The sequence below is a fragment of the Paraburkholderia caffeinitolerans genome (assembly GCF_902859945.1).
Lineage (GTDB): Bacteria > Pseudomonadota > Gammaproteobacteria > Burkholderiales > Burkholderiaceae > Paraburkholderia > Paraburkholderia caffeinitolerans.
On record NZ_CADIKL010000014.1, the window covers coordinates 135470 to 161042 of the forward strand.

Here is a 25573-nt window from a genome sequence, read left to right on the forward strand (position 1 = left end):
TCGAAATAAGCAGTCCAAGCTAAGCGACCCAAGCGCCGCGCAGCGATTCCAGCATTTCCCCACGTACCGGCTGCGACGCCTCGCGCGCAGCCGGCGGGCCCGTGTTTTGCCTCGCAAGGAGCATCCGGATGTCCCACTCGAACTCGCGTGCCGCCGCATCTGCATCTATTACGCAAAAGCAAGGCGTTGCTGCAGGACGCCTCAGCGCCGAGGCGCTCGGCTGCAATTTCGCCGATGTCGCCCCGCCCCTCTCCGCCGATGCCGCCGTCATCGCCGCCGACCGCTGCCACTACTGCTACGACGCGCCCTGCATCGCGGCCTGCCCCACCGGCATCGACATCCCGGGCTTCATCCGCAAGATCGGCAACGGCAACCTCAAAGGCGCGGCGCGCGACATCCTGAGCGCCAACCCGCTCGGCGGCATGTGTTCGCGCGTGTGTCCCACCGAGATTCTGTGTGAAGGCGCCTGCGTGCGAAATCATCAGGATAGCGAACCAGTCCAGATCGGCGCGCTGCAGCGCCATGCCACCGATTTCCAGGTGGCGCGCGAGGCCCAGGGCGCGGCGCCGCTCTTCAAGCGCACGAGCGAGACCGGGCGGCGCGTGGCCGTGGTCGGCGCGGGTCCTGCGGGGCTCGCGTGCGCGCATGGGCTCGCCCTGGCCGGGCACACCGTGACGGTGTTCGACGCGCGCGGGAAGCCCGGCGGGCTCAACGAATATGGCATCGCCGCGTACAAGACTGTCGACGATTTCGCCCAGCGCGAAGTCCAGTGGCTGCTCTCCATTGGCGGGATCGTGATCGAATCGGGCAAGCGGCTGGGCGGCGATCTCTCGCTCGACACGCTGCGCGAAACGTTCGATGCGGTGTTCATCGGCATCGGTTTGGGCGGCACGCAGGCGCTGCGCATCGAAGGCGAAGCGCTCGACGGCGTGCGCGACGCCGTGGAGTTCATCGCCGAACTGCGCCAGGCGCGCGACCTGGGCGCCTTGCCCACGGGCCGCCGCGTCGTGGTGATCGGCGGCGGCAACACCGCAATCGACGCCGCCGTGCAAAGCCGCAAGCTCGGCGCGGAGCACGTCACGCTCGCCTACCGGCGCGGCAGCGCGCACATGAGCGCCACGTGGGCCGAGCAGGAATTCGCGCGCACCGAGGGTGTAACGATCGTCGAGTGGCGCAAGCCGTTGCGGATTTTGGGTACGGGCCGTGTCGAGGCCGTCGAGTTCGAGCGCACGGCGCTCGACGCGAACGGCGTGCTGCAAGGCACCGGCGAGATCGAACGCATCGAGGCCGACATGGTGTTCAAGGCGATCGGCCAGAAGCTGCTGCCCGCGGGCTTCGAAGCGCTGCAATTGACCGAGGGCGGCGTGCGCATCGCCGTTGAGGCCGATGGCGCGACCTCGCTCGAAGGCGTCTGGGCCGGCGGCGATTGTGCGGGCCACGGCGCGACCGATCTCACCGTGCAGGCGGTGCAGGACGGCAAGCTCGCTGCGCGCGCGATCGACCGCTATCTCGCTGCGCAGGCGACGAAAGCGGCTTGAGCGACGCAAGACGCGCGCACTCGACCGATCCATTTCGACAAAAACGAACGCCCTTCATTTGGAGCCGCATCATGGCCGACCTCCGCTGCACGATTGCCGGTATTCAATCGCCCAACCCGTTCTGGCTCGCCTCCGCGCCGCCCACCGACAAGGCCTATAACGTCAACCGTGCCTTCGAGGCCGGCTGGGGCGGCGTGGTCTGGAAGACGCTCGGGCTCGATCCGCACGTGGTGAACGTGAGCTCGCGCTACGGCGCCACCACCTGGCGCGGCCAGCGCATCGCGGGCCTGAACAACATCGAACTCATCACCGACCGCCCGCTCGACGTGAACCTCAAGGAAATCGTGCAGGTCAAGCGCGACTGGCCCGACCGCGCGCTGATCGTCTCGCTGATGGTGCCGTGCACCGAGCAGGACTGGAAATGGATCCTGCCGCTGGTGGAAGACACCGGCGCCGACGCCGTCGAGCTCAACTTCGGCTGCCCGCACGGCATGAGCGAGCGCGGCATGGGCGCGGCGGTGGGCCAGGTGCCCGAATACATCGAAATGGTCACGCGCTGGGTGAAGGAAGGCACGCGCCTGCCCTGCCTCGTGAAGCTCACGCCCAACGTGACCGACATTCGCCACGGCGCGCGCGCCGCGTTCAAGGGCGGCGCGGACGGCGTCTCGCTCATCAACACCATCAATTCGATCGTGGGCGTGGACCTCGACGCCATGGCGCCGCTGCCCACCGTGGACGGCAAGGGCACGCACGGCGGCTACTGCGGCCCCGCCGCCAAGCCGATCGCGCTGCATATGGTGGCCGAAATCGCGCGCGACCCGCAAACCCAGGGCCTGCCGATCTCAGGCATCGGCGGCATTTCCGACTGGCGCGACGCCGCCGAATTCATGGTGCTGGGCGCCGGAAGCGTGCAAGTGTGCACCGCCGCGATGCATTACGGATTCCGAATCGTCCAGGACATGATCGACGGGCTCTCCAACTGGATGGACGACAAGGGCTACGCGAACCTCGATGCGATTCGCGGCCGCGCGGTGCAGAACGTCACCGACTGGCAATACCTGAACCTGAACTACGACATCAAGGCCCGCATCGACCAGGACCGCTGCATCCAGTGCGGCCTGTGCCATATCGCCTGCGAGGACACCTCGCACCAGGCCATCACCGCGACGAAGGACGGCAAGCGCCACTTCGAAGTGGTCGATGCGAACTGCGTCGGGTGCAATTTATGCATGCATGTCTGCCCGGTCGACCAATGCATCACGATGGAGCGCGTCGACACGGCACGTTACGCGAACTGGACCACGCATCCGAACAATCCGGCCCGCGCGGCCGATCCGAAGGCGGCCTGATCCACACTCTCCCCCAACCTGAGCAACGAGACGCCAGGAGAACCCGCACCATGAGCCAGCCAGCAGCCAGCGGTGATATGGAAGGCGACGCGCACGCGCGCCGCAGCGCCAGCGAGCTATACAACGACGACCTCGCGCCCACGCGCGCCTTCCAGCGCACGTGGCGCTGGTATCACTTCGCCGCGCTGTGGGTGGGCATGGTGATGAACATCGCCTCGTACATGCTCGCGGCGGGGCTCACCGAACAGGGCATGTCGCCGTGGCAGGCCGTGATCACGGTGCTGCTCGGCAATGTGATCGTGCTCGTGCCCATGCTGCTGATCGGCCACGCGGGCGCGAAATATGGCATTCCCTACGCGGTGCTGGTGCGCTCATCGTTCGGCACCCAGGGCGCGAAGCTGCCCGCCATGCTGCGCGCCATCGTGGCGTGCGGCTGGTACGGCATTCAGTCGTGGCTCGGCGGCAGCGCGATCTACACGCTCGCCAACATCCTCACGCACAATGCACTGGTCGGCGACGCGCTGCCGTTTCTCGGCATTTCGATCGCCCAGGGCGCGTGCTTCCTGATCTTCTGGGCGCTGCAACTCTACTTCATCGTGCACGGCACCGACTCGATCCGCTGGCTCGAAAGCTGGTCGGCGCCCATCAAGGTCGTGATGTGCGTGGCGCTGGTCTGGTGGGCCTGCTCGAAGGCGGGCGGCGTGGGCTCGATGCTCTCGCAGCCCTCGCAGTTCGCGCCCGGCGGCAAGAAGGCCGGGCTCTTCTGGGCCACCTTCTGGCCGGGCCTCACGGCGATGGTGGGCTTCTGGGCCACGCTCGCGCTCAACATCCCCGACTTCACGCGCTTCGCGAAAACGCAGAAGGATCAGCTCGTGGGCCAGGCGCTGGGCCTGCCGATCCCGATGGCGCTGCTCTCGGTGGTCTCGGTCGTAGTTACCTCGGCCACCGTGGTGATCTACGGCAAGGCGATCTGGGACCCCATCGACGTCACGAGCCGCATGGAAGGCATCGGCGTGGGCATCGCGCTCGTGATCCTCACGCTCGACACCATGTGCTGCAATCTCGCGGCGAATCTGGTCGGTCCTGCTTATGATTTTTCGAGCCTCTGGCCCAAGGGCATCTCGTACAAGGCGGGCGGCCTGATCACGGCGACCATCGCCATCGTGATGATGCCGTGGAAGATTCTGGCCACCACGGAGGGTTATATCTTCACGTGGCTGGTGGGCTATTCGGCGCTGCTCGGGCCGGTGGCGGGCATTCTCATGGTCGACTACTTCCTGATTCGCGGCACGCGCCTGAACACCGACCAGCTCTTCGAGGAAAACGGAGAATATGCCTACACGAACGGCTGGAACATCGCCGCCGTGATCGCGCTCGTGGCGGGCGTGTTGCCGAATCTGCCGGGCTTCTTGAACGTGGCGTTTCCGAATGCGTTTCCCTCGGTGCCCGATGCGTTCAAGAACCTCTATACCTATGCGTGGTTCGTGGGACTCGCCATCGCAGCCGTCGTCTACGGCGTGCTGATGAAGCTCGGTAAGAGCCGCAGCCCGCGTATTGCGAACGCATAACCGATCACGTAACCGAAGGAGACATTGCATCATGGCGATCCTGATTCGAGGCGGCACCGTCGTCGACGCGGACAAGAGCTATCGCGCGGACGTGCTCTGTGATAACGGCATCATTCAGGCGATCGGCGAGAACCTCGACGCGCCTGCGGGCGCCACCGTGGTGGACGCGGGCGGGCAATACGTGATGCCAGGCGGCATCGACCCGCACACGCACATGGAGCTGCCGTTCATGGGCACCACCGCGAGCGACGACTTCTTCAGCGGCACGGCGGCGGGGCTCGCGGGCGGCACCACGTCGATCATCGACTTCGTGATTCCGAACCCGAAGCAGCCGCTCATGGACGCGTTCCGCGAATGGCGCGGCTGGGCCGGGAAGGCCGCCGCCGACTACGGCTTTCACGTGGCGGTGACGTGGTGGGACGAGAGCGTGCATCGCGACATGGGGCTGCTCGTGCAGGACCACGGCGTATCGAGCTTCAAGCACTTCATGGCGTACAAGAACGCCATCATGGCCGACGACGAGATCCTCGTGAACAGCTTCGCGCGCGCACTGGAACTGGGCGCGCTGCCCACCGTGCACGCGGAAAACGGCGAGCTCGTGTTCCAGCTTCAGCGGCAGTTGCTCGCGCGCGGCTTCACCGGGCCGGAGGCGCATCCGCTCTCGCGGCCGCCCGAGGTGGAAGGCGAAGCCGCGAACCGCGCGATGCGCATTGCGCAGGTGTTGGGCGTGCCCGTGTATATCGTGCACGTCTCCGCGAAAGAGGCGCTCGAAGCCATCACGCGCGCGCGCGCCGAAGGCCAGCGCGTCTTCGGCGAAGTGCTCGCGGGCCATCTGGTGATCGACGAGTCGGTGTATCGCGACCCCGACTGGACGCGCGCGGCCGCGCACGTGATGAGCCCGCCGTTCCGCACGAAGGAGCATCGCGACGCGCTCTGGCGCGGGCTGCAAGGCGGCCTGCTGCACACCACGGCCACCGATCACTGCGTGTTCTGCGCCTCGCAGAAGGCCATGGGGCGCAATGATTTCACACGGATTCCTAATGGTTGTGGCGGCGTGGAAGACCGCATGGCCGTGCTATGGGATCAGGGCGTGAACACCGGGCGTCTCACGCCGAACGAGTTCGTGCGCGTGACCTCCACGAACGCCGCGCAGATCTTCAATCTCTACCCGCGCAAGGGCGCGGTGGCCGTGGGTTCGGATGCCGATCTGGTGGTCTGGGACCCGCAGGGCACACGCACGATCTCGGTGAAGACGCATCATCAGAACGTGGACTTCAACGTGTTCGAAGGCATGACGGTGCGCGGCGTGCCCACACATACGGTTTCGCAGGGGGAACTCGTGTGGGCCGATGGCGACTTGCGCGCGCGGCGCGGCGCGGGGCGCTATCTGAAGCGGCCCGCGAATCCGGGCTATTTGCAGGCATCGCGGCTCGCGAAGCAGTTGAAGGAGACGGAGCCGGTGCATCGCGAGGGCGATGCGGTGAAGTGATCGGTTAAACGGTCCCTGAAGCGCGCGGAGCCAGAACCCCGCGCGCTTTCACACCATCAAGCCGCCAACTGGCCGTGACCGCCTGCAACGCCATTGCCTTCGGGCGCGCACGCCACGCCCGCTCGTGCAAAACGGATCGCCTCCATCAACGCCTCGTGCTCGCCCACGTGATTCGCGAGCAGCAAAATCAATTGCGCATTGACTGACTGACTCTGTGCCTCGTCGAGATCGCGATGCATGTCGATGAGCGCCTCGTAGAAGTCGTCGGGGCGTGCGAGGTTGGGTTGGGTGTTGAGCATCGTTGTCTCCTTTATTGGCGGTCCGGCGCGTCAAGCCGTGCCGGCCACGCACAACGCCCGCTTGAGCGCATGCTCGACGCGCGATGCGTCGGCGCGACGCCAGCGCGCGCATACATGCTGATCGGGCCGGATCAGATAGAACGCGCCGTCTTGCGCGCCGTAGCGTTGCGCGGCCAGGCCTTCGGCGTCGCGCAGCACCGTCGCATTCGAAGGCAGGCCCTCGGGCACGGCGCCCTCGCCATCGAGCACCACCACGAAATGCATCGGCACCGGGCCACGCGCCAGCGCATCGAGCGCCGCACGCGTGCCACCGTCTAGCGCCGATCCCGCGCGGCAGAACAGCAGCCCCGCGAAGCGCCCGCCGAGTTGCGCGAGCAACCATTGCGGCGCGCCTTGCGCGTCGGCCACCGGAGCATCGGCGCACGACGCGCCCGGCACCATCTGGCCAGCGAAGGTCTCTTCATCGGCCGTATTGAGCGTCGATTCGTGCAGCACCGCAGGCACCGAAAGCCGCCCGCTGTTCACCAGTTGCCGCGCGAAGGCGTGCTCACGCGCGAGCGTCAGCACGGCGTCGCGGAACACGCGGCTCACCGCGCTCTTCGGCGTGATGAAGTCGGTCGAGCGCGTGGAGTTGCGGATGTTTTCGTCAGCGGCGTATTCGCGTTCGCTCGCATAGGTGTCGAGCAGCGCATCGGGCGCGCGCTGCTCCAGCACCATCGCGAGCTTCCATGCGAGGTTCTCGCCGTCCTGGAAGCCGCTATTCGCGCCGCGCGCGCCGAACGGCGAAACAAGGTGCGCCGAGTCGCCCGCGAACAGCACGTTGCCGTGGCGGAAGCTGTCCATGCGCAAGCACGAAAACGTGTAGATGCTCACCCACTCCAGCTCGAACTTCACGTCGGGGCCGAGCAGCGCGCGCACGCGCGGAATTACACGCTCGGGCGTCTTTTCGAGGACCGGGTCGGCATCCCAGCCCAACTGGAAGTCGATGCGCCAGACGTTGTCGGGCTGGCGATGCAGCAGCACCGACTGGTTCGGGTGAAACGGCGGATCGAACCAGAACCAGCGCTCGGTGGGAAACTCGGCTTCCATCTTCACGTCGGCGATCAGGAAGCGGTCCTTGAAGGTGCGGCCGTGGCTGTCGAGGCCCATGAGCTTGCGCACCGGGCTGCGCGAACCGTCGGCGGCCACCACGTAACGCGCGAGCAGTGCGTAAGGGCCGTCCGGCGTTTCGACTTCGAGCGTCACGCGTGCGTCTTCGGCGCCCGGCGTGCCGTGCTGCGCGAGGCCCGTCACCTTGCTCTTCCAGCGGATCTCGAGGTTGGGCAGTTCCTGCGCGCGTTCGAGCAGGAAGCCTTCCACGTAGTACTGCTGAAGATTGACGAACGCAGGCCGGTGATGCCCGCTTTCCGGCAGCAAGTTGAAGCTGTACACCAGCTCGTCCTTGCGGAACACCTTGCCCACGTTCCAGCTCACGCCTTTCTCGACCATGCGCTCGCCGCAGCCGAGCCGGTCGAAGATATCGAGCGAGCGCTTCGAAAAGCAGATCGCGCGCGAGCCTGTGGAGAGCGTGCAGTCGTCGTCCACGAGCACCACGGGCAAGCCGTGCTGCGCAAGATCGATTGCCGTAGCGAGACCCACCGGCCCCGCGCCCACCACCACGACCGGATGCACGCTCGCGGCGGCATCCGGGCTTTGCTCGCTACAGCGCGTGTATTCGAAGGTCAGCGTCTGATAGTCGATCATTGTTGTCTCCACCTAGTTCCTCCTGCACACGCCGTTTCAATCCTGCAGCGCGTCCCACATATCCTTGTCGCGCTGCGCGGTCCAGATGCGCGGATGCGCGATGCCGCTCGCCTCGTCATAGGCGCGCGACACGTCGAACGGCAGGCAATGCTCGTAAATGAAGACATGGCCGAACTTCGGGTCCATCGCTTCGCGCGTGAGCGCCATGGCGTCCTTGAGGTCGAGCTTTTGCTCGACCGCCTTGCGGCCCTGCGCAAGCAGCGTGGTGACGAAGTCCTTGGTGTAGTCGAGGCCCTTGTTCACTTCTTCAGGCGTGACGAGCGCGGGGCCGCGGCCCGGCACGAGCTTTTGCGCGCCAAGCGAGCGCAGCGCTTCGAGCGTGGCGGGCCATTGTTCGAGCTGGGCGTCGCCGCAATAGCAGGCCGCGTCGTATTCCACGAGGTCGCCCGAGAACAGCACCTTCTGCTGCGGCAGCCACACCACGGTGTCGCCCTTCGTGTGGCCCGAGCCCAGGTGGGCAATCTTCACTTCGAGCTTGCCGAGGAACAGCGTGATTTCCTTATCGAACACGAGCGTGGGCCACGTGAGGCCCGGCACGGTTTCGACACCCGCGAACAGACGCGGGAAGCGCTCGATCTCCGACTTCATGTCGGCTTCGCCGCGCTCGACGATCATTTCGTAGGTGCCGCGGCTCGCGATGATCTGCTGCGCGCCTTCCTTGAAATACGCCGACGCGCCTAGCACGCGCACCGCGTGATAGTGCGAGAGCACGACGTATTTGATGGGCTTGTCCGTGACGCTGCGGATCTTCGCGATGAGGTCCTGCGCCATGGCGGGCGTAGCGGTGGTGTCGACGATCATCACGCCGTCGTCGCCGATGATGACGCCCGAGTTCGGATCGCCTTCCGTGGTGTACGCGTACGCGTTTTCCGAAAGCTGCGTGAAGGTGACCTGTTTCTCTTCGAGATCCGCCTGCGATGCGAACGCCTTTGCCATCTGAGTCTCCGTATCCGTTGGGGGAGCGAACGACAGAGCGAGGCAGGGCGGCCCGCGCGAGCACGCGCCGCAATGGCGGGCATGACGCCCGCCCGAATGTCTCGCCCCGCCTGGTTGTGAATGAGCCGCTGTTTTGCCGGGGTGAGGCCATGATCGCCCGCCCGTTTTTATTTGTCAATGGCGAATACACTAGCCATATGCAAATAACCCGAACGCAAGTGTTTGCGCGCCGTTCGGTTAACATGGACCCTTTTTCAGCCCGGGACAACGAGTGAAGACCCCTCGCAACGCGCGCGCCGCCGCCGCCTCGGCCAAGTCCGCCACGTCCGCTCCGCACGCCACGCCGGATGCGGACGCGGGCGCGGGCGCGGGCGCGGGCAAGACGCAGCGCGGCATTCAGAGCGTGGAAGTAGCCGCGCGTCTGTTGCGCGTGCTCGCCGACGCCCGCGCGCCGCTCGCGCCCAGCGATCTCGCGGCGGGCGCCGAAATCGCGTCGAGCCAGGCGCACGCCTATCTGGTAAGCCTCACGCGGCTCGGCCTGATCAAGCGCGACGCGCTGTCCGGGCGCTACGAGGCGGGGCCGCTCGCACTGCGCCTCGGCCTCCTGCATCTGGCACAGGAACCCGCCTTGCGTGAAGCCGTACCGCGCGCAGCAGCGCTCGCGCAGGCGCACAACTGCAGCATCGCGCTGTGCATTGCCGGGCCGCAGGGGCCGACCATCGTGCGCTACGAGCACGCAAGCCTGCCGCTGCACGTGAACCTGCACGTGGGCACGGTGATGTCGCTGCCGGCCACCTCCACGGGCCGCGTGTTCTGCGCGTTCCTCGACGAAGCCGCGCTGCGCGCGATGTGGCGCAACCAGACGGCGCAGCCGGTCTGGCACGGCACGACGGCAGACGGCGCGACGTCGACGGCCGCTACGGCGGCGGGGAGCAAAGCCGCGTCGAAGCAAGGCGACGCATCGCCGAACCACGATGCCGCCTTCACCGCCACGCTCGACACCATCCGCGCGCGCGGCTTCGAACTCGGCATCGACTCGCCCAGCCCCGGCGTCAGCAGCGCCTGCGTGCCGGTGCTCGATCCGCAGCATGGATTGCGCCTCACGCTCACGGCCGTGGGCGCCACCGGCGTGCTCGATGTGCGCCCAGCCAGCGCGCTCGTGAACGCACTGCGCGAGGCCGCGCGCGAGATCGCCGAGGCCGCCTTTCCGGAGGCCGCCTCTGCGGCTGCTTCCGACGCCCCTGGCGCTGTCACCCCCCCTCCCGCCTCCGCTCCGAACTAAAGCCGCCACCATGCCCCGAGCCCACACCCCGTCCACTGCCAAGGCCACGGAAGAATCCCGCGCCGAACCCGCGCCGCAGGCGGAATCCGTCGATAAGCCGCAGCGCGGCATCCAGGCGCTCGACGCCACGGGCGAATTGCTCGCCGCACTCGTGGCGGCCGGCTCGCCGCTCTCGCTGCGCGACCTCGCGTCAGCGGCCGGCATGCCGAGCGCGAAGGCGTTCCCGCACCTCGTGAGCCTGCTCAAGACCGGCCTGCTCGCACGCGACGCGGCGGGCCGTTACGAAGCCGGCCCCTTGAGCCTCGAACTGGGCCTGCTGGGACTCGCGCGCCTCTCGCCCGTGCGCGAAGCCGATGCCGAACTGGTCGACCTCGCCGCCAGCACCGGCATGAGTGTGGCGCTCGCGGTGCCGGGGCCGCTCGGGCCCACGGTCGTGCGCCTCGAAGAATCGCCGCGCCCGCTGCACGTGAGCCTGCGGCCAGGCACGGTAATGTCGCTCGTGAACACGGCCATCGGCCGCGTGTTCGCGGCCTGGCTCGACGACGACATGCGCGCCGAACTGCTCGTGCAAGACGGCCTGCGCCTCGCCGGCGCGCCGTCGCCGTCATCGTCGGCGCGCACGCAATCGGCATCACCCGACCCGCGCTACGCCGAACGCCTTGCCGCGATCCGCGCTCAACGGCTCGACACCGCACTCGACAATCCGATCCCCGGCATCAGCACCGTGGCCGCGCCCGTGTTCGACCACACCGGCAGCGTGTGCCTCGTGCTCGCGCTGATGGGGCCATCGGGCAACTTCGACACGGCCAGCGAAGGCGACAGCGCGCAGCGGCTAAGCGCCTCGGCCGAGCGCCTGTCGCGCCGCTTCGGATATGTGGCTGGGGCTGCGTCGCTATAATCGGCCCCCAGTCGTTCGCAAGCAGCCACGCAACAGCCACACCAGCCGCCACCAAGGAAGCGCTCATGAACACGGCCTCCACCGGTTCTCGCACCGCGCAGCGCCAGGTCGCCGACCTGCCGTGTCCGCGCGGCCTGCCGCTCGTCGGCAATCTGCTGCAGCTCTCGCCCGCGCGGCTGCATCTGATCCTCGAACGCTGGGCCGCCGAGCTCGGCACGCCCTACCGCTTCCAGGTGGGCAGCATCCCCATCACGATCTGGACCGACCCCGAGCTGATCCAGCAGATCATGCGCGAGCGCCCGCACCGCTACCGGCGCTATCAGCCGATCGAAGCCGTGCTCGAGGAGATGGGCTGCAACGGCCTGTTCTCGGCGGAAGGCGCGGCCTGGGAGCCGCAACGCCGCCTCGTGATGCAGGCGCTCTCGATTCCGACCATCAAGGCGTTCTATCCCACGCTTGCCGACATCACCGGGCGGCTGCGCGCACGCTGGCTGCGTGCAGCCGAGCGCGGCGAAACCGTGGAGATGACCGACGACCTCAAGCGCTACACCGTGGACGTAACGAGTGCGCTCGCATTCGGCGAAGACCCGCGCACGCTCGAGCGCGACCACGGCGTGATTCAGGAGCATCTGGAGCGAATCCTGCCGAGCGTGATGGGCCGCATCAACGCGCTCTTTCCGTATTGGCGCTACTTCAAGCTGCCCGCCGACCGCAAGCTCGATCAATCGCTGGCCGAAGTGCACCGCTACGTCAACGCGATGATGGCGCGCGCCCGCGAACGCATGCGCGACGAGCCTTCGGAAACGCCGCGCAACCTGCTCGAAGCGATGCTCGCGCAGCAGCAGGACTCAAAAGCGGAACCCGGCGCGACGCCCATCACCGATGCGCAGATCCGCGCCAACGCGCTAACGATTCTGCTCGCGGGCGAAGACACCACCGCCGATTCGATCGCATGGACGCTGCCCTACCTCGCGGCGGACCCGCAACTGCAGACGCATCTGGGCGAACAGGCGCGCCGCGTGCTTGGCGAAGCGAGCGTATGCCCCGACTACGCGACGCTCAAGGAGCTCGACCTCTTCGAGGCGATCTGCATCGAGGCAACGCGTCTGCGCCCCGTGGCGGCCGTGCACTCGTTCGAACCGCTCGAAGACGTGGTGCTCGACGGCGTGGCGTTGCCCCGTGGCACGCGCATGTTCTTCGTGGCGCGACCCGCGATGGTCGACGCAAGGAATTTCGCCGATCCGCAGCGCTACGATCCGTGGCGCTGGATGCATAAGAGGGAGCACAGCGGCGAGCATGAGGCTCACGGCGGTCCGCACGACGTGCGCGCCTATCTACAGTTCGGCGCGGGGCCGCGCGTGTGTCCGGGGCGTCATCTCGCGACCGTGGAGATGCGCCTCGCGCTCTCCATGCTGATGAACGAATTCTCGATCGAGATGGCCATCGACCCGGCGAAGATCAACGAGGTGTCGGCGTTTACGATGGTGCCGGATACGATGCCGGTGAGGTTGAGGAAGCGTTAGCGCCCCCGCGCATCGCGCATCTTCTCGAGCGTCTTCGGACCCAGTCCGAGCGCCACGCCCATCGCGAGCGCGTCCATCACCGCGAGATGCACGATGCGCGCCACGCCCGCTGCATGCGCCTCTTCCGGCGCTTCGGATTCCGGCACGCGCAACAGCAACGGAATATCCACCACCCACGCAAGCCGCGCCCCCGCATTGGTGAGCGCGATGGTGGTCGCCCCGCGCTCCTTCGCGATCTGGATGCTCTCGTTCACTTCCACGCTGCGGCCCGACTGCGAGATCGCGAACGCCACATCGCCGGGTTCGAGCAAGCCCGCATAGAGCCGCTGCAAATGCGCGTCGGTGAAGGCGCTCGCGGCGATGTCCAGACGCAGCAGGCGCAGCGCCGCGTCCTGCGCCACGAGCCCCGAGCCCGCACCCACGCCAAAGAAATAGACGCGACGCGCGCTCGCAAGCGCCGCCACCGCCGCCTCGAACACAGCCGGGTCCAGTGAAGCGCGCGCGTGCTGCACGCCCTGCACCACCTGCTCCGTCACGCGGTCGAATAGCGTGCTGGCCGGCGTGAGGTCGCCGCTCGCCACTTCGCGCGCGGCGGCAAACGGCATGCCGCCCGCAGCGCTCTGCGCGAGCCGCATCTTGAAGTCGCGCAGGCCGTGCGCGCCCACCGCGCGACAAAAACGCGTAACCGATGGCTCGGACACTTCGGCGCGCAGCGCGAGTTCGGTGATGCTCGCGCGCATCGCGAAGTCGATGTCGGCAAGCACCATCTCCGCGACCTTGCGTTCGGCGGGCCGCAGCGACTCCGCTACGTTGCGGATGTGATGGATCAGATTGGAGACCGGCAAGCTGTGTTCCGTGGATAAGCCCTGGAAGGTGCGAGCGACCCGTGCTTCGTTGCTTCGTCAGTCGAGCCGCTTGCCGCTTTCGGTATCGAACAGATGCAGGTGTGCGGGCGGCAGCCCCAGCGTCAAGCGCTGCCCCGGTTCGATGCCGGGCCGCGCACGCGTCGTGACGCACCAGGTCGTGCCGCCTATTTTCCCGTACAAGTGCGTCTCCGCGCCAGTCGGCTCGATCACCTCGACGTTGAACGGCACGTCGCCGCCCTGGGTTTCGATGTGCTCGGGGCGAATGCCGAGCGTCACACGCGCGCCGGCTTGCGCACGGCCCTCGGGCAGCGCAATGCGCACGCCGTCCTCGAGCACGAGCGCCGTGCCGCGCGCGTCGCTCATCACGCTGCCCGAGGCGAAGTTCATCGAAGGCGAGCCCAGAAAGCTCGCCACGAACAAGTTGCCCGGCTTGTCATAGAGATCGAGCGGCTTGCCGATCTGCTCGATGCGCCCCGCGTTCATCACCACAATGCGGTCGGCCATGGTCATCGCTTCGATCTGGTCGTGCGTGACGTACACCACCGTGTTGCGCAGGCGCTGATGCAGCGCCTTGATTTCCGTGCGCATCTGCACGCGCAGCTTGGCGTCGAGATTCGAGAGCGGTTCGTCGAACAGAAACAATGAAGGCTCGCGCACCACGGCGCGCCCCATCGCCACGCGTTGGCGCTGGCCGCCCGAGAGCGCGCGCGGCAGGCGGTCGAGATAGCCCGACAGGTTGAGCATTTTCGCGGCGGCCTCGATGCGCGGCTTGAACCCGTCCTCGCGCTCCTTGCGGATGCGCGGCCCGAACGCGATGTTGTCGTAGACCGAGAGATGCGGATAGAGCGCGTAGCTCTGGAACACCATCGAGATATTGCGCTGCTGCGGCGGCAGCGTATTCGCAAGCGTGCCGCCGATGGTGAGGTCGCCGCCGCTGATGTCTTCGAGACCCGCGATCATGCGCATCAAGGTGGTCTTGCCGCAGCCCGAGGGCCCGACCAGCACGACGAATTCGCCGTCCGCGATGTCGAGGTCCACGCCGTGCACGACCTGGGTGTCGCCGTAGCGTTTGTAGATGCCGTTCAGTTGCACTGCCGCCATGTTGTCCTCTTGGGCTGTCCTTTTGTGCTGTCGTCGCTTGCCGCGCGCTTCAGAACGGATCGAGCGTGAGCTCGTTGGCCATCAGCCGGTTGCCGGCCATGAGGCCCGCGTCCACCGGCAGCGCCACGCCCGTGATCACGCGCGCCTGCGGCGACGCGAGAAACTGCACGGCGTCGGCGATGTCCTCGGGCGTGGCCACGTCGCCGAGCGGATACCATTTCATTAGTTCTTCGAATATTTTCGGATGCTGCGTCACGCGCGCATGCCAGGCCGGCGTTTTCACCGTGCCGGGGCAGACGATGTTCGCGCGAATCCCGTGCGGCCCGAGTTCCATGGCCAGCGCCTTCGTGTAACTCACGAGTCCCGCCTTCGCGGCGCTGTACGCGGGATGGCCGAGCGCGGACAGCCCGTTCACCGAGCCGATCAGCACGAGCACGCCGCGCCCGCGTTCGATCATCGATCGGCGCACGGCTTCGACGGTGTAGTACGTGCCGTTCAGGTTCAGGTCGATGTCGCGCCGCCAGCTTGCGGCGTCGGTATGCGCGAGCGTCGTGCCGAGCGCGGCGCCCGCGTTGGCCACGGCCACCTCGACCGGGCCGCGCGCAGCCACGGCGCGCGCCACGGCATCGGCAACGGCGGCCTGATCGCTCACGTCGGCGGCCAGCGCTTCGAGGCGCAGCGCGCCGAACTCGTCCGCCAGCGCCTGCACGCCGGCCTCGTCGCGATCGAGCGCGAGCACGGTATCGCCCGCCTCGTGAAATCGCTTGCATAGCGCACGGCCAATACCGCCGCACGCGCCCGTCACCAGCACCACCCGGCTCATCGTCGACTCTCCGCGAAGGATTCGAAAGGCCCCGCCATGCGCCCGGCCGGGCTGTAAATTTCCTACATAGTGGGTTGCGTGCGATCTTGCCTGCGGGCTTGCACAAACCGTTCGCTGCTGCGACGCCGCATTAATTCCCCCTGTTTTACAGCATGTTAGGCAATTTCCGGCTTGCGAAACAATCTCGCGTTTCCCAGGTGACAACGCTTTTTTCATCCTGTAGGATTTTTTCATACAACGCAAGACGGTCAGCACGACGACCGGAGCCAAGGCGGCGGCAATCACCCGAAAAACCAGGCAGCAACCACCCCGCATGGGATGGGACGCGGTGCCAAAGCACCCGCTTCCATCGACACAGGAGACAGAGAATGGCGTTTAAGGCACGTGCATCCCTCACGCTCGGCAAGCTCGCCGTCGCGCTGACGTTCACAGGTATCGCTGTCGCGGCGCACGCCGACACGGTCCGCGTGACCGTCGCTCACTACAGCGACGCCACGGCCCCGTACTTCGAGAAAATGGCCAAGCAGTTCGAAGCCGCCAATCCCGGCACCACCATCAAGATCGAAGACGTGAACTGGGACTCGCTGCAACAGAAGCTGCAGACCGATATCTCCGGCGGCGCGAACGCCGACCTCGCGATCATCGGCACGCGCTGGCTGCTCGACTTCGTGAAGGACGACATTGCCGAGCCGCTCGACCCCTACATGGACGCGAGCTTCAAGGGCCGCTTCATCGGCCCGTTCCTCGCGCCCGGCGAGATCAACGGCAAGATTTACGGCTTGCCGATCGCCGCCTCCGCGCGCGCGCTCTACTACAACAAGGACATGCTCGCCTCGGTGGGCTATCCGAACGGCCCGAAGAGCTGGAACGAGGTGATCGACGCCTCGAAGAAACTCAAGGCCAAGGGCATTGCCGGGTTCGGCCTGCAAGGCAAGGAAATCGAAACCGACGTGTACTACTACTATGCGCTGTGGACCAACGGCGGCGAGGTGGTGGGCAAGGACGGCAAGGCCGCGTTCAATTCGCCGGCCGGCGTGAAGGCGGCCACGCTCTACAAGACCCTGATCGACGAAGGGCTCACGGAGCCGGGCGTCACGGGCTACAGCCGCGAGGACGTGCAGAACCTCTTCAAGCAGGGCCGCGTGGCGATGATGATTTCCGCGCCGTTCCTCGCCAAGCAGCTCAAGAAGGAAGCGCCGAACATCAAGTACGGCATCGACCCGATCCCGGTGGGCACGACGCCCGCGACCTACGCGGTCACGGACTCGATCATGATGTTCAAGAACTCGAAGGTGAAGAAGAGCGCGTGGAAATTCCTCGACTTCCTGTTCACCAAGCAGCCGCGCGTGGAGTTCACGAGCACCGAGGGCTTCCTGCCGACGACCAAGGCTGAAGCCACCGACCCGGCGTTCCAGGATCCGGACACGAAGGCCTTCGTCGCGCTGCTGCCGCATGCGCGCTTCGCGCCCACCGTGACGGGCTGGGAAGACACCGCCAAGGCCGTGACCAACGCGATGCAGTCGATCTACCTCGGCAAGGCCAAGCCCGCCGACGCGCTGAACCAGGCCGCCGCCGAAGCCAACAAGTCGCTCGGGAAGTAAGCGGCGTCCACTGCTGGAAAAGCAGCAAGGCGCTTCATCGCCGCAAAAAACCGGCGCGTGGCGTAGCATGGGATTCGCTACGCGGCGCGCCGGTTCGTTCATGCAACGACCGCAACACCGGACGCATTACGCCATGACCCACGGTCCCCTGAAGCAAACGCCGCCAGCCGGTCCGGCGAGCGGCCAGGCAAGCGCCCCGCCCAACCCGCTGCCACGCACCACGAACCGCCGTCGCATGAGTTCAACGAGTCACATGAGCCGATCACACCGCGCCATCGCCGTGCCCCGCGCCCCCTGGCTACTGATCGTGCCGAGCCTCGCGCTGGCGCTGTTCATCATCAGCTACCCGATCTTCAACATCGTGTACCAATCGCTGCACGAGGTATCGCGCTTCGGCCAGATTCGCGGCTTCAGCGGCCTGCAGAACTTCTACAACGTCTTCACCGACCCCGTATTCCTGAGCGCGCTGAAGAACACGCTGATCTGGACGTTCTGCGTCGTGGTGGGCACGGTGGCGATTTCCGTGCCGGTCGCACTGATCCTCAATCAGGACTTCTATGGACGCGGTATCGCGCGCACCATCGTCATGCTGCCGTGGTCGGTCTCGCTCACCATGACCGCCGTGGTCTGGCGCTGGGCCTTCAACGACGACTACGGCATGGTCAACGTCACGCTGCAGCGCCTCGGCATGATCTCGGGGCCCATCCATTGGCTCGCCACGCCGCAATATGCGTTCCCGGTCGAGATTGCCGTGGGCATTCTGGTGTCGATCCCGTTCAGCACCACGATCCTGCTGGGCGGGCTCTCCTCGGTGCCCAGCGACATCTACGAAGCCGCGCGCATCGACGGCGCGAGCGCCTGGCAGCAATTCCGCCAACTCACGCTGCCGCTGCTCAAGCCCTTCATCAACATGGCTATCCTGCTCAACGTGATCTACGTGTTCAACTCGTTCCCGATCATCTGGGTGATGACGCAAGGCGGCCCCGACGACAGCACCCACATTCTCGTCACCTACCTCTACGAACTCGGCTTCCGGCTCGGCCGGCCCGGCGAAGCGGCCGCCGTCTCGCTCATCATGCTCGTGATCCTGTTCGCGTTCTCGGTGGCTTACCTGCGCGTGCAGGCCAGGCGCGGCGGCAGCGCCGAAGGAGACCTCGCATGAACCGCAAGCTCAAACGCTCGCTCTGGTGCTGGCTCGCGCTCTCGCCGCTCGTGGTGGCCGTGCTGTTCCCGTTCGCGGTGATGTTCTTCACCTCGCTCAAACCCGCCTCCGAGGTGTTCGTCTATCCGGCGCGCTGGCTGCCCGTGCACTGGCGCTGGGAAAACTATGTCGACATGTGGCAGGCCGCGAACTTCGGCGTCGCGCTGCGCAACAGCATCGTGATTTCGTGCCTTTCCACGGCGCTCGCGCTCGCGGTGAGCCTGCCCGCCGCCTACGCGCTCGCGCGCTTTCCGTTTCGCGGGCGCGGGCTCTACCGGCAGTTCCTGCTCGTCACGCAGATGCTCTCGCCCATCCTGCTGGTGGTGGGCCTGTTCCGGCTCGCCGCGATGATCCCTTACGGCGACGGCAATCTCGTCGATTCGAAGATCGGCGTGATTGTCTCGTATGCGGCGTTCAACATTGCGTTCGCGGTGTGGATGCTGTCTTCGTATTTTCAGACCGTGCCGCGCGATCTCGAAGAGTCGGCCTGGCTAGAAGGGTGCAGCCGCAGCGGCGCGGTACTGCGCGTGTTCCTGCCGCTCGCAGTGCCGGCCGTGGTGGTCACCGCAATCTTCACGTTCATTAGCGCGTGGAACGAATTCGCGGTGGTCTATACGCTGATCCGCTCGCCCGAGAACAAGACGCTCACCGTGCAGGTCACGGACATGGTGGCCGGCAAGTACACCGTCGAATGGGAACTGGTGATGGCGGCCACGCTCGCGGCTACGCTGCCGGTTTCCGTGGTGTTCGCGTGGCTGCAGCGCTATATGGTGAAGGGGCTCGCGCTGGGGGCAGTGAAATAAAGCGGTGAACCAGGTGTTCGGCGAGCCATTTGAAGCGGCACCGGCGGTCAAGCCGGCGCCGGTCACCGCAAGGGCACATTAACGGCTCACGCGATGAATATCGTGCGTGACGAAGCCCGACTGGTTATCGGGCAAATCGAGCCAGGTGTCCTGACTGAGCGTGCGGCGGATGTCGCTCAACCCGGCCTCCCAATGGCTGCGCATGGTGGACCGGCCGAACTGGTAGTCCTTGTCGCCGCGCTCGAACTTCTGCTGCTGATAGATCAGTTGCAGCACGTTGTAGCGCTTGTTGCACGCGAGACTCTCGACAAGCTTGCAGAGCCGGTCGCTTTCGCGCGTGGCCTCCGGCACCCGTTCCAGCAGCTCGCGCAGCAAATGCCGGTAGCGCTGCTCGCGTTGCAGCATGTCCGTGACGAAGCGCGTGCGGCTCGAATACTGGATGTCCTTCACGCGCGTGCCAACGTTTTCCAGCGTTTGCGGCACGGCGCCTCGCGCGGACCAAAGGTCAACCTGGAACACGAGCGTGTCCCGGCGCGGCGACGCCCCGAGCACTTCGTGCAGCGGCGTATTCGACACCACGCCGCCGTCCCAGTAGAACTGGCCTTCGATTTCCACGGGCGCGAAACCCGGCGGCAACGCGCCTGAAGCGATGAAATGCTCGGCGCGCAGCGTCGTGCGCGTGTTGTCGAAATAGACGAAATTACCGTCGGCCACATTCACGGCGCCCACCGAGACCCGCATCTCGCCCGAATTGATTCGCCCGAAATCGCAGAACCGCTCGAGCGTGGCCTTGAGCGGCGTGGTGTCGTACCAGCTGACCCGATCCGGTGCGTTCGCGAGCCAGGGCAGCGGCGTGGGCACGCGCGGCGCAAAGAAACCACTCTGCCCTTGCGCGGCGGCACTCGCTGCCTGGAACGCAGTCAGCATCGAACGCGTTGCATCGGAAACCGAGAATAGCGCATGCTCGATCGGGACCGGCATGGCCGGCGTGAAGCCCGGCTGGCAGATCGTCTCCCAGAATTCGCGCAAGCGCGGCACCCGCATGGATGGCTCGTTGCCGGCAATGATGGCGGTGTTGAGCGCGCCAATCGAAATGCCCGCGACCCAGTTGAGCGGAATGCGCGCCTCGCTCAACCCCTCCATCACACCGGCCTGATACGCGCCCAGCGCGCCGCCGCCCTGCAGCACCAGCGCGACGGTCTCGTAGTCGAGGCTGCGCGCGTGATGCTCGCGCGCGGCCCCGGCGGCGGCCTCGCCGCGCTTCGTGGGCGCGGGCCGCTCGACGTTGTCGGACTCGCTCATTGCATGAACCAGCCGTGGCTCACCACGAACGACTGGCCCGTGAAGGCCGCGCTCGGGAATGCCGAGAGGAACAGCACCGTCTGCGCGACGTCTTCGACCGTCGTGAAAATGCCGTCCACCGTGCCGCCCAGCATCACGCGCTTGACCACTTCTTCCTCGGAAATGCCCAGTTCCTTCGCCTGCTCGGGAATCTGCTTTTCCACCAGCGGCGTGCGCACGAAGCCCGGGCAAACCACGTGCGAGCGCACGTTGTGCTTGCCACCTTCCTTCGCGAGCACGCGTGCGAGACCCAGCAGCGCATGCTTGGCTGCCACATACGCCGATTTGAGCGGCGAAGCCTCGTGCGAATGCACCGAGCCCATGTAGATCACGACGCCGCCGCGATCGGCCTTGTACATGTACTTGAGCGCCGCCTTGGTGGTGAGAAACGCGCCATCGACGTGAATGGCCTGCATCTTCTTCCAGTCGGAGAACGCGTAGTTTTCGATGGGGTTCACGATCTGGATGCCGGCGTTAGAAACCAGAATGTCGATCGAACCGAACGATGCGGCCACCTGATCGATGCCCTCGTTCACGGCCTCTTCGCTGGTCACGTCCATGGCGATGCCGATGGCCTTGCCGCCCGCGCCCTTGATCTCCTCGGCCACGGCGTCGGCGCCGCTCTGGTTGAGGTCGGCGATGGCGACCGCCGCGCCTTGCGCGGCGAGCGTGAGTGCAATCTCCTTGCCGATGCCGCTGGCCGCACCGGTAACCACTGCCGTCTTGCCTTCGAGCTTCTTCATGATGTTGTTTCCGCCTTGCTTGAGTTGGAGTTGGAGTTGGAGTTGGAGTTGGCTTGAACCGAGCCGCGCGTGCTGCGCGATTTATTGCGCCAGATAGTCGTGGACGACTTCGCCAAGACCGAGCGTGAGGTCCGCGAGCAGATGCCGCGCCTCGACGATTTCGAGCACCGGCAGGTCGGCGATGGGCGCGAGCGCATGCGGAACCAGATGCAGCGCGGCCGGCCCGGTCCATGCGCCCTTCAGCACGATGTCCTTCATGTAGTAGCGCACCAGTTCGCAAACGCGCGGCGAGCCGTCCACATGCGGCACGATCTTGAGCAGGTAGTTGGGGCCCGCGAGCCGCCGCGCCTGCTCGGCCACGTCGAGTTCGCGATGCTTGTAGCCCATCGTGCCGGTGGCGATGCGCACCGGGCCGTAATCGAGCGTGCCGACCAGCGTGTCCGAATACGGCTCCAGCCGCGGAGTCGCGAGTTTTTTGGGGAAACCCCACAATTCGCGGCCGCCGGCAATGGGCGGGTGGTCGTCGAGATACATCGAGTGCGTGTAGCTGCCGGGCTGCCCCTCGTACTTCACGGGAATGACCTGCCCGCTTTCCGTGTAATCGCCGAAGCCCGTTGAATCCGGCATGCGGATGAACTCGTAGCTGACCAGCGGATCCACCACCTCGAGCGGCTCGGGCACGACCTTGCGCAACCGGTCGATATCGGTGCGATACGTGATGATCAGGAATTCGCGATTGACGAACTTGTAGGGCCCCGGCGGGAAAGCCGGGTTGGTGAACGGCATGGCGAAAGCTTTGGAGCGGATGTCTTTCATATGCAGTCTCGGTGACGTTGCGAAATGGCTTTCACAACATTTCAGATGGCGGATTGCAGGACGGAAAGGGTCGAGCAGGCGGACAACAGTGGCCCGGGCAGCGGCACACCATTCGGGAAAGATAGCTGGAAAATAAGATATTTGCGTGATCCGCGGGAGCGGCATCGCGGTGAAAAGTATACGCGGCGGGCATGGCGCAATGCGCCGCTAGTCAAGCGAAGTTTGAGGACGGTTAAAGGAAATTTTGGAAAATCCGCTCAAGCCGTTTGCGGATGGACCTTGTCGCATTGACGAAAGAACACAATCGGCAATCTTTCAAAACGCAAACAATAATTCGATATCCTTAGCAAATAGCGCAATCCGATTCCATCACACCCCACAGCGTCAGCGGCTATGCAAATGCAGCAGGATCAGCGTGAGCGTGACGAGCGAACCCAGCGTCGAGTGAAGAATCGTGCGCGACGTGACATGTGCCTCGCGCCGGTAGTATTCCGCGAGCATGAACGGCCCGGTACCGGTGGGCAGCGCCGCCAGCAGTACGGCGATCTCCACGAGCTGCTCCGGCAGCGCAAACACACGCGCGGCCAGCCACCACGTGAGCACCGGCTGCACCACGAGCTTCGACAGCGTGAGCCACCACGACGACTCGGGCGGCGCTTCGCTTTTCGCACGGCGCTCGGCGAGAAAAAGCCCAAGACTCACGAGCGCGCAGGGGCTGGCCGCGCCGCCCAGCAGCTTGAGGAAGGTCTCCGCGCTCGCCGGCAGCACGAGATGCGTGCCCGACACAATGGCGCCCAATGCGGGGGCGACGAGCAGCGGATTGCGCATGAGCGAGCGCACCACCTTGATCAGCAGCCGGTGCGGACGGCGTTCGCTTTGCAGGCCGGTCTCGATCAGCACAATGGCCATCGCAAACAGCACGCATACCACCAGTATCGTGGCGATGGTCGTGGGCGTGAGGCTTGCCGGCCCGAACGCGATCATGCACAGCGGAAAGCCCACATAGCCCGTGTTCGGATACGAAGCGGCGAGCCCGTCGATGCTGGCGTCGGCGAGCGAGCGTCCGAGCAGGAGCCGCACGCCCACCACGGCCGCGAACACCGCCAGCCCCGCGAGGCTGAACGCCGCGACGAAAGCGGGTTGAAAGAGTTCATGCCACGTTGCGTGCGCGAGGATGTCGAAGAGCAGCGCGGGCAGCGCCAGCCACACGACGAAGCGGTTCAGCTCGGAGGCCGCCGTGGGACCGAGCACGCCGCAGCGGCGGCAAGCGAAGCCGGCAAAGATGAGGCCGAAAACAGGCAGCAGGATCGAGACAGCGGAGAGCATCGGGCGAATCGTGCGAATCGTGCGAACGTGAATGTGCCGCGCGAGTCTCGCGCGCGAAAAGCGCTGGAGGTCAGTCCATCGCCGCGTGGCTCGTGTCGACCGCCGTGCTGCCCGACGAAGGCCGGATCAGCACGAGCAGCGGAATCACCAGCAGCGTGGCGACGAACATCATCTTGAAGTCGTTCAGGTACGCAATCATCTGCGCCTGCTGCGTAATCGACTGGTTGAGCACGGCGAGATCGTAGCGCGATCCGGACGCGAGCAGCGGCTGGAGCGCCGGGTTGAACGGCGTGATGTTCGCGGCGAGATCCGCGTGCGCGATCTGCGTGCCGCGCGTCACGAACGTCTGCACGATCGAAATGCCGATACTGCTGCCGATGTTGCGCATCAGGCTGTACGTGGCGGTGCCGTCCGCGCGCAGCGGAGCCGAGAGCGTGGAAAACGTCAGCGTGGAAAGCGGCACGAACACGAAGCCGAGCCCGAAGCCCTGCACCACGCCGGGCCACACGATATCGGAGGCCGAAAGCACGATCGTGTACTGCATCATCTGCCACAGCGCATAGGCCGAGACCACGAAGCCGAACAGCAGCATCGCGCGAGCGTCCACGTGCTTGAGCAGGCGTCCCGCGATCAACATGGCCAGCATGGTGCCCGCGCCGCTAGGCGCCGTGACGAGACCGGTGGTGGCGACCGGGTAGCCCATCAGGTTCTGCAGCATCGGCGGCAGGAGCGCACGCGTGGCATAGAGCACCGCGCCAATCACGAAGATGAACAGCGTGCCAGTGGCGAAATTGCGGTCCTTGAGCAGTTGATAGCGAAAGAACGTATTGGGGCCCGAAGTGGCCGTGTGCACGACGAAGAACGCGAACGCAATGCACGCGACCAGCGCTTCGATGCGGATTTCGAGCGAACCGAACCAGTCGAGCTGTTCGCCGCGGTCGAGCAAGGCCTGCAGCGCGCCGATGGCGAGCGCCAGCGTGGCGAAGCCGAACACGTCGAAGCGCGTGTCGCGGCGCGACGTGCGCGAGGGCATGAACGTGGAGACGCCGAAGAACGCGAACGCGCCGATCGGCACGTTGATGAAGAACACCCAACGCCAGTTGTAGCTATCTGTAAGCCAGCCGCCCAGTGTGGGGCCGAGCACGGGGCCCACCATCACGCCCATGCCCCAGACCGCCATGGCCTGCCCCTGGCGCTCGCGCGGATTGATGTCGAGCAGGATGGACTGCGAGAGCGGCACGAGCGACGCGCCGAACACCCCCTGCAACAGGCGCGAGCCGACAATCTCGCCGAGCGTTTCCGAGAGCCCGCACAACGCCGAGGCCACCGTGAAGCCCGCAATGGCCACACCAAGCAGCCGCTTCACGCCGAAGCGGTCGGCGAGCCACCCCGTGAGCGGCGTGGCGATGGCCGCCGCCACGATGTACGAGGTGAGCACCCACGTGATCTCGTCCTGCGACGCCGAAAGCGCGCCCTGCATGTGCGGGAGCGCGACGTTGGCGATCGTGCTGTCGAGCGTCTGCATCAGCGTGGCGAGCATGATCGACAAAGTGATCATGCCGCGATTGAGCGGCGCGCCCTCACGCTGCGGGGCGGTGCCGTGCGGAACTGCGGTCATCGTGGGTTCGGGCGGCGCGTGGCGGCGTGGCGGCTAAGTGGGGACCAGGTGGCACGATAGTAAGCCTGCTTATTATACGGCCCGCCCGACCCGGCACAACCATAAAGAATGGGCGTGCGGCCGCGAGGCTCCGCCCGTGCGGCGCACCGTATAATCGCGCGATGACTACCGACCTGGAAAAACGCTTCGGCTTTCTCGTCGTCGACGTGGGCAGCCTGTATGGCAAACGTTACGACGAGCTTGCAAAGTCGTCGCTCGAACTCACGCGCGCGCAGTGCCGCACGATCGCGTACCTCGCGCATTACGGCGACATGAACCAGGCGAGCCTGGCCGAGCGGCTCGAAGTCGCGCCGATTTCCGCTGGCAGGCTGCTGGAAAGAATGGAGGAAGGCGGCTGGGTCGTGCGTGCGCCCAACCCAGAGGACCGCCGCGAATGGCTGGTGAGCCTCACGCCCAAGGCCGAAAGTGCGCTCAGCGGCGCGCGCCGCGTGGGCGACGAAGTGCAGGCCGAAGCGCTGGCCGGCTTCACGCCCGAAGAAGCCGAGCAGTTCAGCCGGATGCTCCAGCGCGTGCGCGCCAATCTGGGCGCGCTCGTCGAGCGCTGATCAAGCCGATCATACGAATCGCCCGCGGACTTGCTCTTGCGCGC

22 protein-coding genes are annotated in these 25573 nt (G+C 66.0%); 11 read left to right on the forward strand and 11 right to left on the reverse strand.

The window, feature by feature from the left end:
- The first annotated feature begins 128 nt into the window (after positions 1 to 128).
- From HV773_RS16430 to hydA, 4 genes are all read left to right on the forward strand, one after another.
- On the forward strand, positions 129 to 1538 hold the full coding sequence (locus HV773_RS16430) for an NAD(P)-dependent oxidoreductase (RefSeq protein ID WP_175195518.1): 1410 nt from the start codon (positions 129 to 131) through the stop codon (positions 1536 to 1538).
- Between the two features lie 71 nt (positions 1539 to 1609).
- On the forward strand, positions 1610 to 2887 hold the full coding sequence (preA, locus tag HV773_RS16435) for an NAD-dependent dihydropyrimidine dehydrogenase subunit PreA (protein ID WP_175195520.1): 1278 nt from the start codon (positions 1610 to 1612) through the stop codon (positions 2885 to 2887).
- 50 nt (positions 2888 to 2937) lie between these two features.
- Complete coding sequence (locus HV773_RS16440; protein WP_175195522.1) at positions 2938 to 4455, forward strand: NCS1 family nucleobase:cation symporter-1; 1518 nt, start codon at positions 2938 to 2940, stop codon at positions 4453 to 4455.
- 31 nt (positions 4456 to 4486) lie between these two features.
- Complete coding sequence (hydA, locus tag HV773_RS16445) at positions 4487 to 5944, forward strand: dihydropyrimidinase (RefSeq protein WP_175195524.1); 1458 nt, start codon at positions 4487 to 4489, stop codon at positions 5942 to 5944.
- A 56-nt stretch (positions 5945 to 6000) separates the two neighbouring features.
- On the opposite strand, the gene HV773_RS16450 is transcribed toward hydA, so the two are convergent.
- The 3 genes from HV773_RS16450 to HV773_RS16460 are packed head-to-tail and all read right to left on the reverse strand — an operon-like array spanning position 6001 to position 8982.
- Positions 6001 to 6243, reverse strand: a complete 243-nt coding sequence (locus HV773_RS16450) for a DUF2783 domain-containing protein (RefSeq protein WP_175195526.1) — start codon at positions 6241 to 6243, stop codon at positions 6001 to 6003.
- A 30-nt stretch (positions 6244 to 6273) separates the two neighbouring features.
- Positions 6274 to 7986: an FAD-dependent oxidoreductase gene (locus tag HV773_RS16455; RefSeq protein ID WP_175195528.1), complete on the reverse strand. Its 1713-nt coding sequence runs from the start codon at positions 7984 to 7986 to the stop codon at positions 6274 to 6276.
- 36 nt (positions 7987 to 8022) lie between these two features.
- A complete protein-coding gene (locus tag HV773_RS16460) occupies positions 8023 to 8982 on the reverse strand; it encodes an MBL fold metallo-hydrolase (RefSeq protein WP_175195529.1) in 960 nt (319 codons plus the stop codon).
- A gap of 271 nt (positions 8983 to 9253) precedes the next feature.
- Between HV773_RS16460 and HV773_RS16465 the strand changes: the two genes are divergently transcribed.
- From HV773_RS16465 to HV773_RS16475, 3 genes are all read left to right on the forward strand, one after another.
- Entirely contained in the window at positions 9254 to 10264 is a 1011-nt protein-coding gene (locus HV773_RS16465; RefSeq protein WP_175195531.1) for an IclR family transcriptional regulator, read from the forward strand.
- A 10-nt stretch (positions 10265 to 10274) separates the two neighbouring features.
- The gene (locus HV773_RS16470; RefSeq protein WP_175195533.1) at positions 10275 to 11162 is read left to right on the forward strand and encodes an IclR family transcriptional regulator; all 888 of its coding nucleotides are present in this window, start codon (positions 10275 to 10277) and stop codon (positions 11160 to 11162) included.
- A gap of 65 nt (positions 11163 to 11227) precedes the next feature.
- Positions 11228 to 12685, forward strand: a complete 1458-nt coding sequence (locus tag HV773_RS16475) for a cytochrome P450 (RefSeq protein WP_175195535.1) — start codon at positions 11228 to 11230, stop codon at positions 12683 to 12685.
- Here the strand turns inward: HV773_RS16475 and HV773_RS16480 are convergent.
- The 3 genes from HV773_RS16480 to HV773_RS16490 are packed head-to-tail and all read right to left on the reverse strand — an operon-like array spanning position 12682 to position 15475.
- Positions 12682 to 13530 carry a MurR/RpiR family transcriptional regulator gene (locus HV773_RS16480; protein WP_175195537.1) on the reverse strand — a complete coding sequence of 283 codons (849 nt, stop codon included), beginning with the start codon at positions 13528 to 13530 and terminating at the stop codon, positions 12682 to 12684. The genes HV773_RS16475 and HV773_RS16480 overlap by 4 nt on opposite strands.
- 57 nt (positions 13531 to 13587) lie before the next feature.
- Positions 13588 to 14652 carry an ABC transporter ATP-binding protein gene (locus HV773_RS16485; protein ID WP_175195540.1) on the reverse strand — a complete coding sequence of 355 codons (1065 nt, stop codon included), beginning with the start codon at positions 14650 to 14652 and terminating at the stop codon, positions 13588 to 13590.
- 49 nt (positions 14653 to 14701) lie between these two features.
- Positions 14702 to 15475 (reverse strand): SDR family oxidoreductase, encoded by a 774-nt coding sequence (locus tag HV773_RS16490; protein ID WP_175195542.1) that lies wholly within the window; start codon positions 15473 to 15475, stop codon positions 14702 to 14704.
- A gap of 368 nt (positions 15476 to 15843) precedes the next feature.
- Between HV773_RS16490 and HV773_RS16495 the strand changes: the two genes are divergently transcribed.
- From HV773_RS16495 to HV773_RS16505, 3 genes are all read left to right on the forward strand, one after another.
- Positions 15844 to 17076, forward strand: a complete 1233-nt coding sequence (locus HV773_RS16495) for an ABC transporter substrate-binding protein (RefSeq protein WP_175195544.1) — start codon at positions 15844 to 15846, stop codon at positions 17074 to 17076.
- Between the two features lie 253 nt (positions 17077 to 17329).
- A complete protein-coding gene (locus tag HV773_RS16500; RefSeq protein ID WP_175195546.1) occupies positions 17330 to 18238 on the forward strand; it encodes a carbohydrate ABC transporter permease in 909 nt (302 codons plus the stop codon).
- Positions 18235 to 19080, forward strand: coding sequence for a carbohydrate ABC transporter permease (locus tag HV773_RS16505; RefSeq protein ID WP_175195548.1), 846 nt, complete (start codon positions 18235 to 18237; stop codon positions 19078 to 19080). The genes HV773_RS16500 and HV773_RS16505 overlap by 4 nt, the downstream gene beginning before the upstream one ends.
- A 78-nt stretch (positions 19081 to 19158) precedes the next feature.
- Here HV773_RS16505 and HV773_RS16510 read toward each other — a convergent pair whose 3' ends face one another.
- The 5 genes from HV773_RS16510 to HV773_RS16530 all read right to left on the reverse strand — a co-directional run bounded on the left by HV773_RS16510 (position 19159) and on the right by HV773_RS16530 (position 24924).
- The gene (locus HV773_RS16510) at positions 19159 to 20382 is read right to left on the reverse strand and encodes a DUF3734 domain-containing protein (RefSeq protein WP_175195550.1); all 1224 of its coding nucleotides are present in this window, start codon (positions 20380 to 20382) and stop codon (positions 19159 to 19161) included.
- Positions 20379 to 21164: a 3-hydroxybutyrate dehydrogenase gene (locus HV773_RS16515; RefSeq protein WP_175195552.1), complete on the reverse strand. Its 786-nt coding sequence runs from the start codon at positions 21162 to 21164 to the stop codon at positions 20379 to 20381. The genes HV773_RS16510 and HV773_RS16515 overlap by 4 nt, the downstream gene beginning before the upstream one ends.
- A gap of 81 nt (positions 21165 to 21245) precedes the next feature.
- Complete coding sequence (locus tag HV773_RS16520; protein WP_377729365.1) at positions 21246 to 21980, reverse strand: acetoacetate decarboxylase; 735 nt, start codon at positions 21978 to 21980, stop codon at positions 21246 to 21248.
- A gap of 384 nt (positions 21981 to 22364) precedes the next feature.
- The gene (locus tag HV773_RS16525; RefSeq protein ID WP_175195554.1) at positions 22365 to 23306 is read right to left on the reverse strand and encodes an AEC family transporter; all 942 of its coding nucleotides are present in this window, start codon (positions 23304 to 23306) and stop codon (positions 22365 to 22367) included.
- A gap of 70 nt (positions 23307 to 23376) precedes the next feature.
- Positions 23377 to 24924, reverse strand: coding sequence for a DHA2 family efflux MFS transporter permease subunit (locus tag HV773_RS16530; protein WP_246282288.1), 1548 nt, complete (start codon positions 24922 to 24924; stop codon positions 23377 to 23379).
- 161 nt (positions 24925 to 25085) lie between these two features.
- On the opposite strand from HV773_RS16530, the gene HV773_RS16535 reads away from it, so the two are divergent.
- Positions 25086 to 25529 carry a MarR family winged helix-turn-helix transcriptional regulator gene (locus tag HV773_RS16535; RefSeq protein WP_175195556.1) on the forward strand — a complete coding sequence of 148 codons (444 nt, stop codon included), beginning with the start codon at positions 25086 to 25088 and terminating at the stop codon, positions 25527 to 25529.
- Positions 25530 to 25573 lie beyond the last annotated feature (44 nt).

Bases quoted from the DNA above. Each gene is read 5' to 3' on its own strand.
- HV773_RS16475 (WP_175195535.1), top strand. From the start codon at position 11,228: ATGAACACGGCCTCCACCGGTTCTCGCACCGCGCAGCGCCAGGTCGCC.
- HV773_RS16515 (WP_175195552.1), bottom strand. From the start codon at position 21,164: ATGAAGAAGCTCGAAGGCAAGACGGCAGTGGTTACCGGTGCGGCCAGC.
- HV773_RS16535 (WP_175195556.1), top strand. From the start codon at position 25,086: ATGACTACCGACCTGGAAAAACGCTTCGGCTTTCTCGTCGTCGACGTG.
- HV773_RS16440 (WP_175195522.1), top strand. From the start codon at position 2,938: ATGAGCCAGCCAGCAGCCAGCGGTGATATGGAAGGCGACGCGCACGCG.
- HV773_RS16455 (WP_175195528.1), bottom strand. From the start codon at position 7,986: ATGATCGACTATCAGACGCTGACCTTCGAATACACGCGCTGTAGCGAG.
- HV773_RS16495 (WP_175195544.1), top strand. From the start codon at position 15,844: ATGGCGTTTAAGGCACGTGCATCCCTCACGCTCGGCAAGCTCGCCGTC.
- HV773_RS16500 (WP_175195546.1), top strand. From the start codon at position 17,330: ATGAGCCGATCACACCGCGCCATCGCCGTGCCCCGCGCCCCCTGGCTA.
- HV773_RS16485 (WP_175195540.1), bottom strand. From the start codon at position 14,652: ATGGCGGCAGTGCAACTGAACGGCATCTACAAACGCTACGGCGACACC.
- HV773_RS16470 (WP_175195533.1), top strand. From the start codon at position 10,275: ATGCCCCGAGCCCACACCCCGTCCACTGCCAAGGCCACGGAAGAATCC.
- HV773_RS16430 (WP_175195518.1), top strand. From the start codon at position 129: ATGTCCCACTCGAACTCGCGTGCCGCCGCATCTGCATCTATTACGCAA.
- HV773_RS16510 (WP_175195550.1), bottom strand. From the start codon at position 20,382: ATGAGCGAGTCCGACAACGTCGAGCGGCCCGCGCCCACGAAGCGCGGC.
- HV773_RS16505 (WP_175195548.1), top strand. From the start codon at position 18,235: ATGAACCGCAAGCTCAAACGCTCGCTCTGGTGCTGGCTCGCGCTCTCG.
- HV773_RS16490 (WP_175195542.1), bottom strand. From the start codon at position 15,475: ATGAGCCGGGTGGTGCTGGTGACGGGCGCGTGCGGCGGTATTGGCCGT.
- HV773_RS16525 (WP_175195554.1), bottom strand. From the start codon at position 23,306: ATGCTCTCCGCTGTCTCGATCCTGCTGCCTGTTTTCGGCCTCATCTTT.
- preA (WP_175195520.1), top strand. From the start codon at position 1,610: ATGGCCGACCTCCGCTGCACGATTGCCGGTATTCAATCGCCCAACCCG.
- HV773_RS16450 (WP_175195526.1), bottom strand. From the start codon at position 6,243: ATGCTCAACACCCAACCCAACCTCGCACGCCCCGACGACTTCTACGAG.
- HV773_RS16530 (WP_246282288.1), bottom strand. From the start codon at position 24,924: ATGACCGCAGTTCCGCACGGCACCGCCCCGCAGCGTGAGGGCGCGCCG.
- HV773_RS16520 (WP_377729365.1), bottom strand. From the start codon at position 21,980: ATGAAAGACATCCGCTCCAAAGCTTTCGCCATGCCGTTCACCAACCCG.
- hydA (WP_175195524.1), top strand. From the start codon at position 4,487: ATGGCGATCCTGATTCGAGGCGGCACCGTCGTCGACGCGGACAAGAGC.
- HV773_RS16460 (WP_175195529.1), bottom strand. From the start codon at position 8,982: ATGGCAAAGGCGTTCGCATCGCAGGCGGATCTCGAAGAGAAACAGGTC.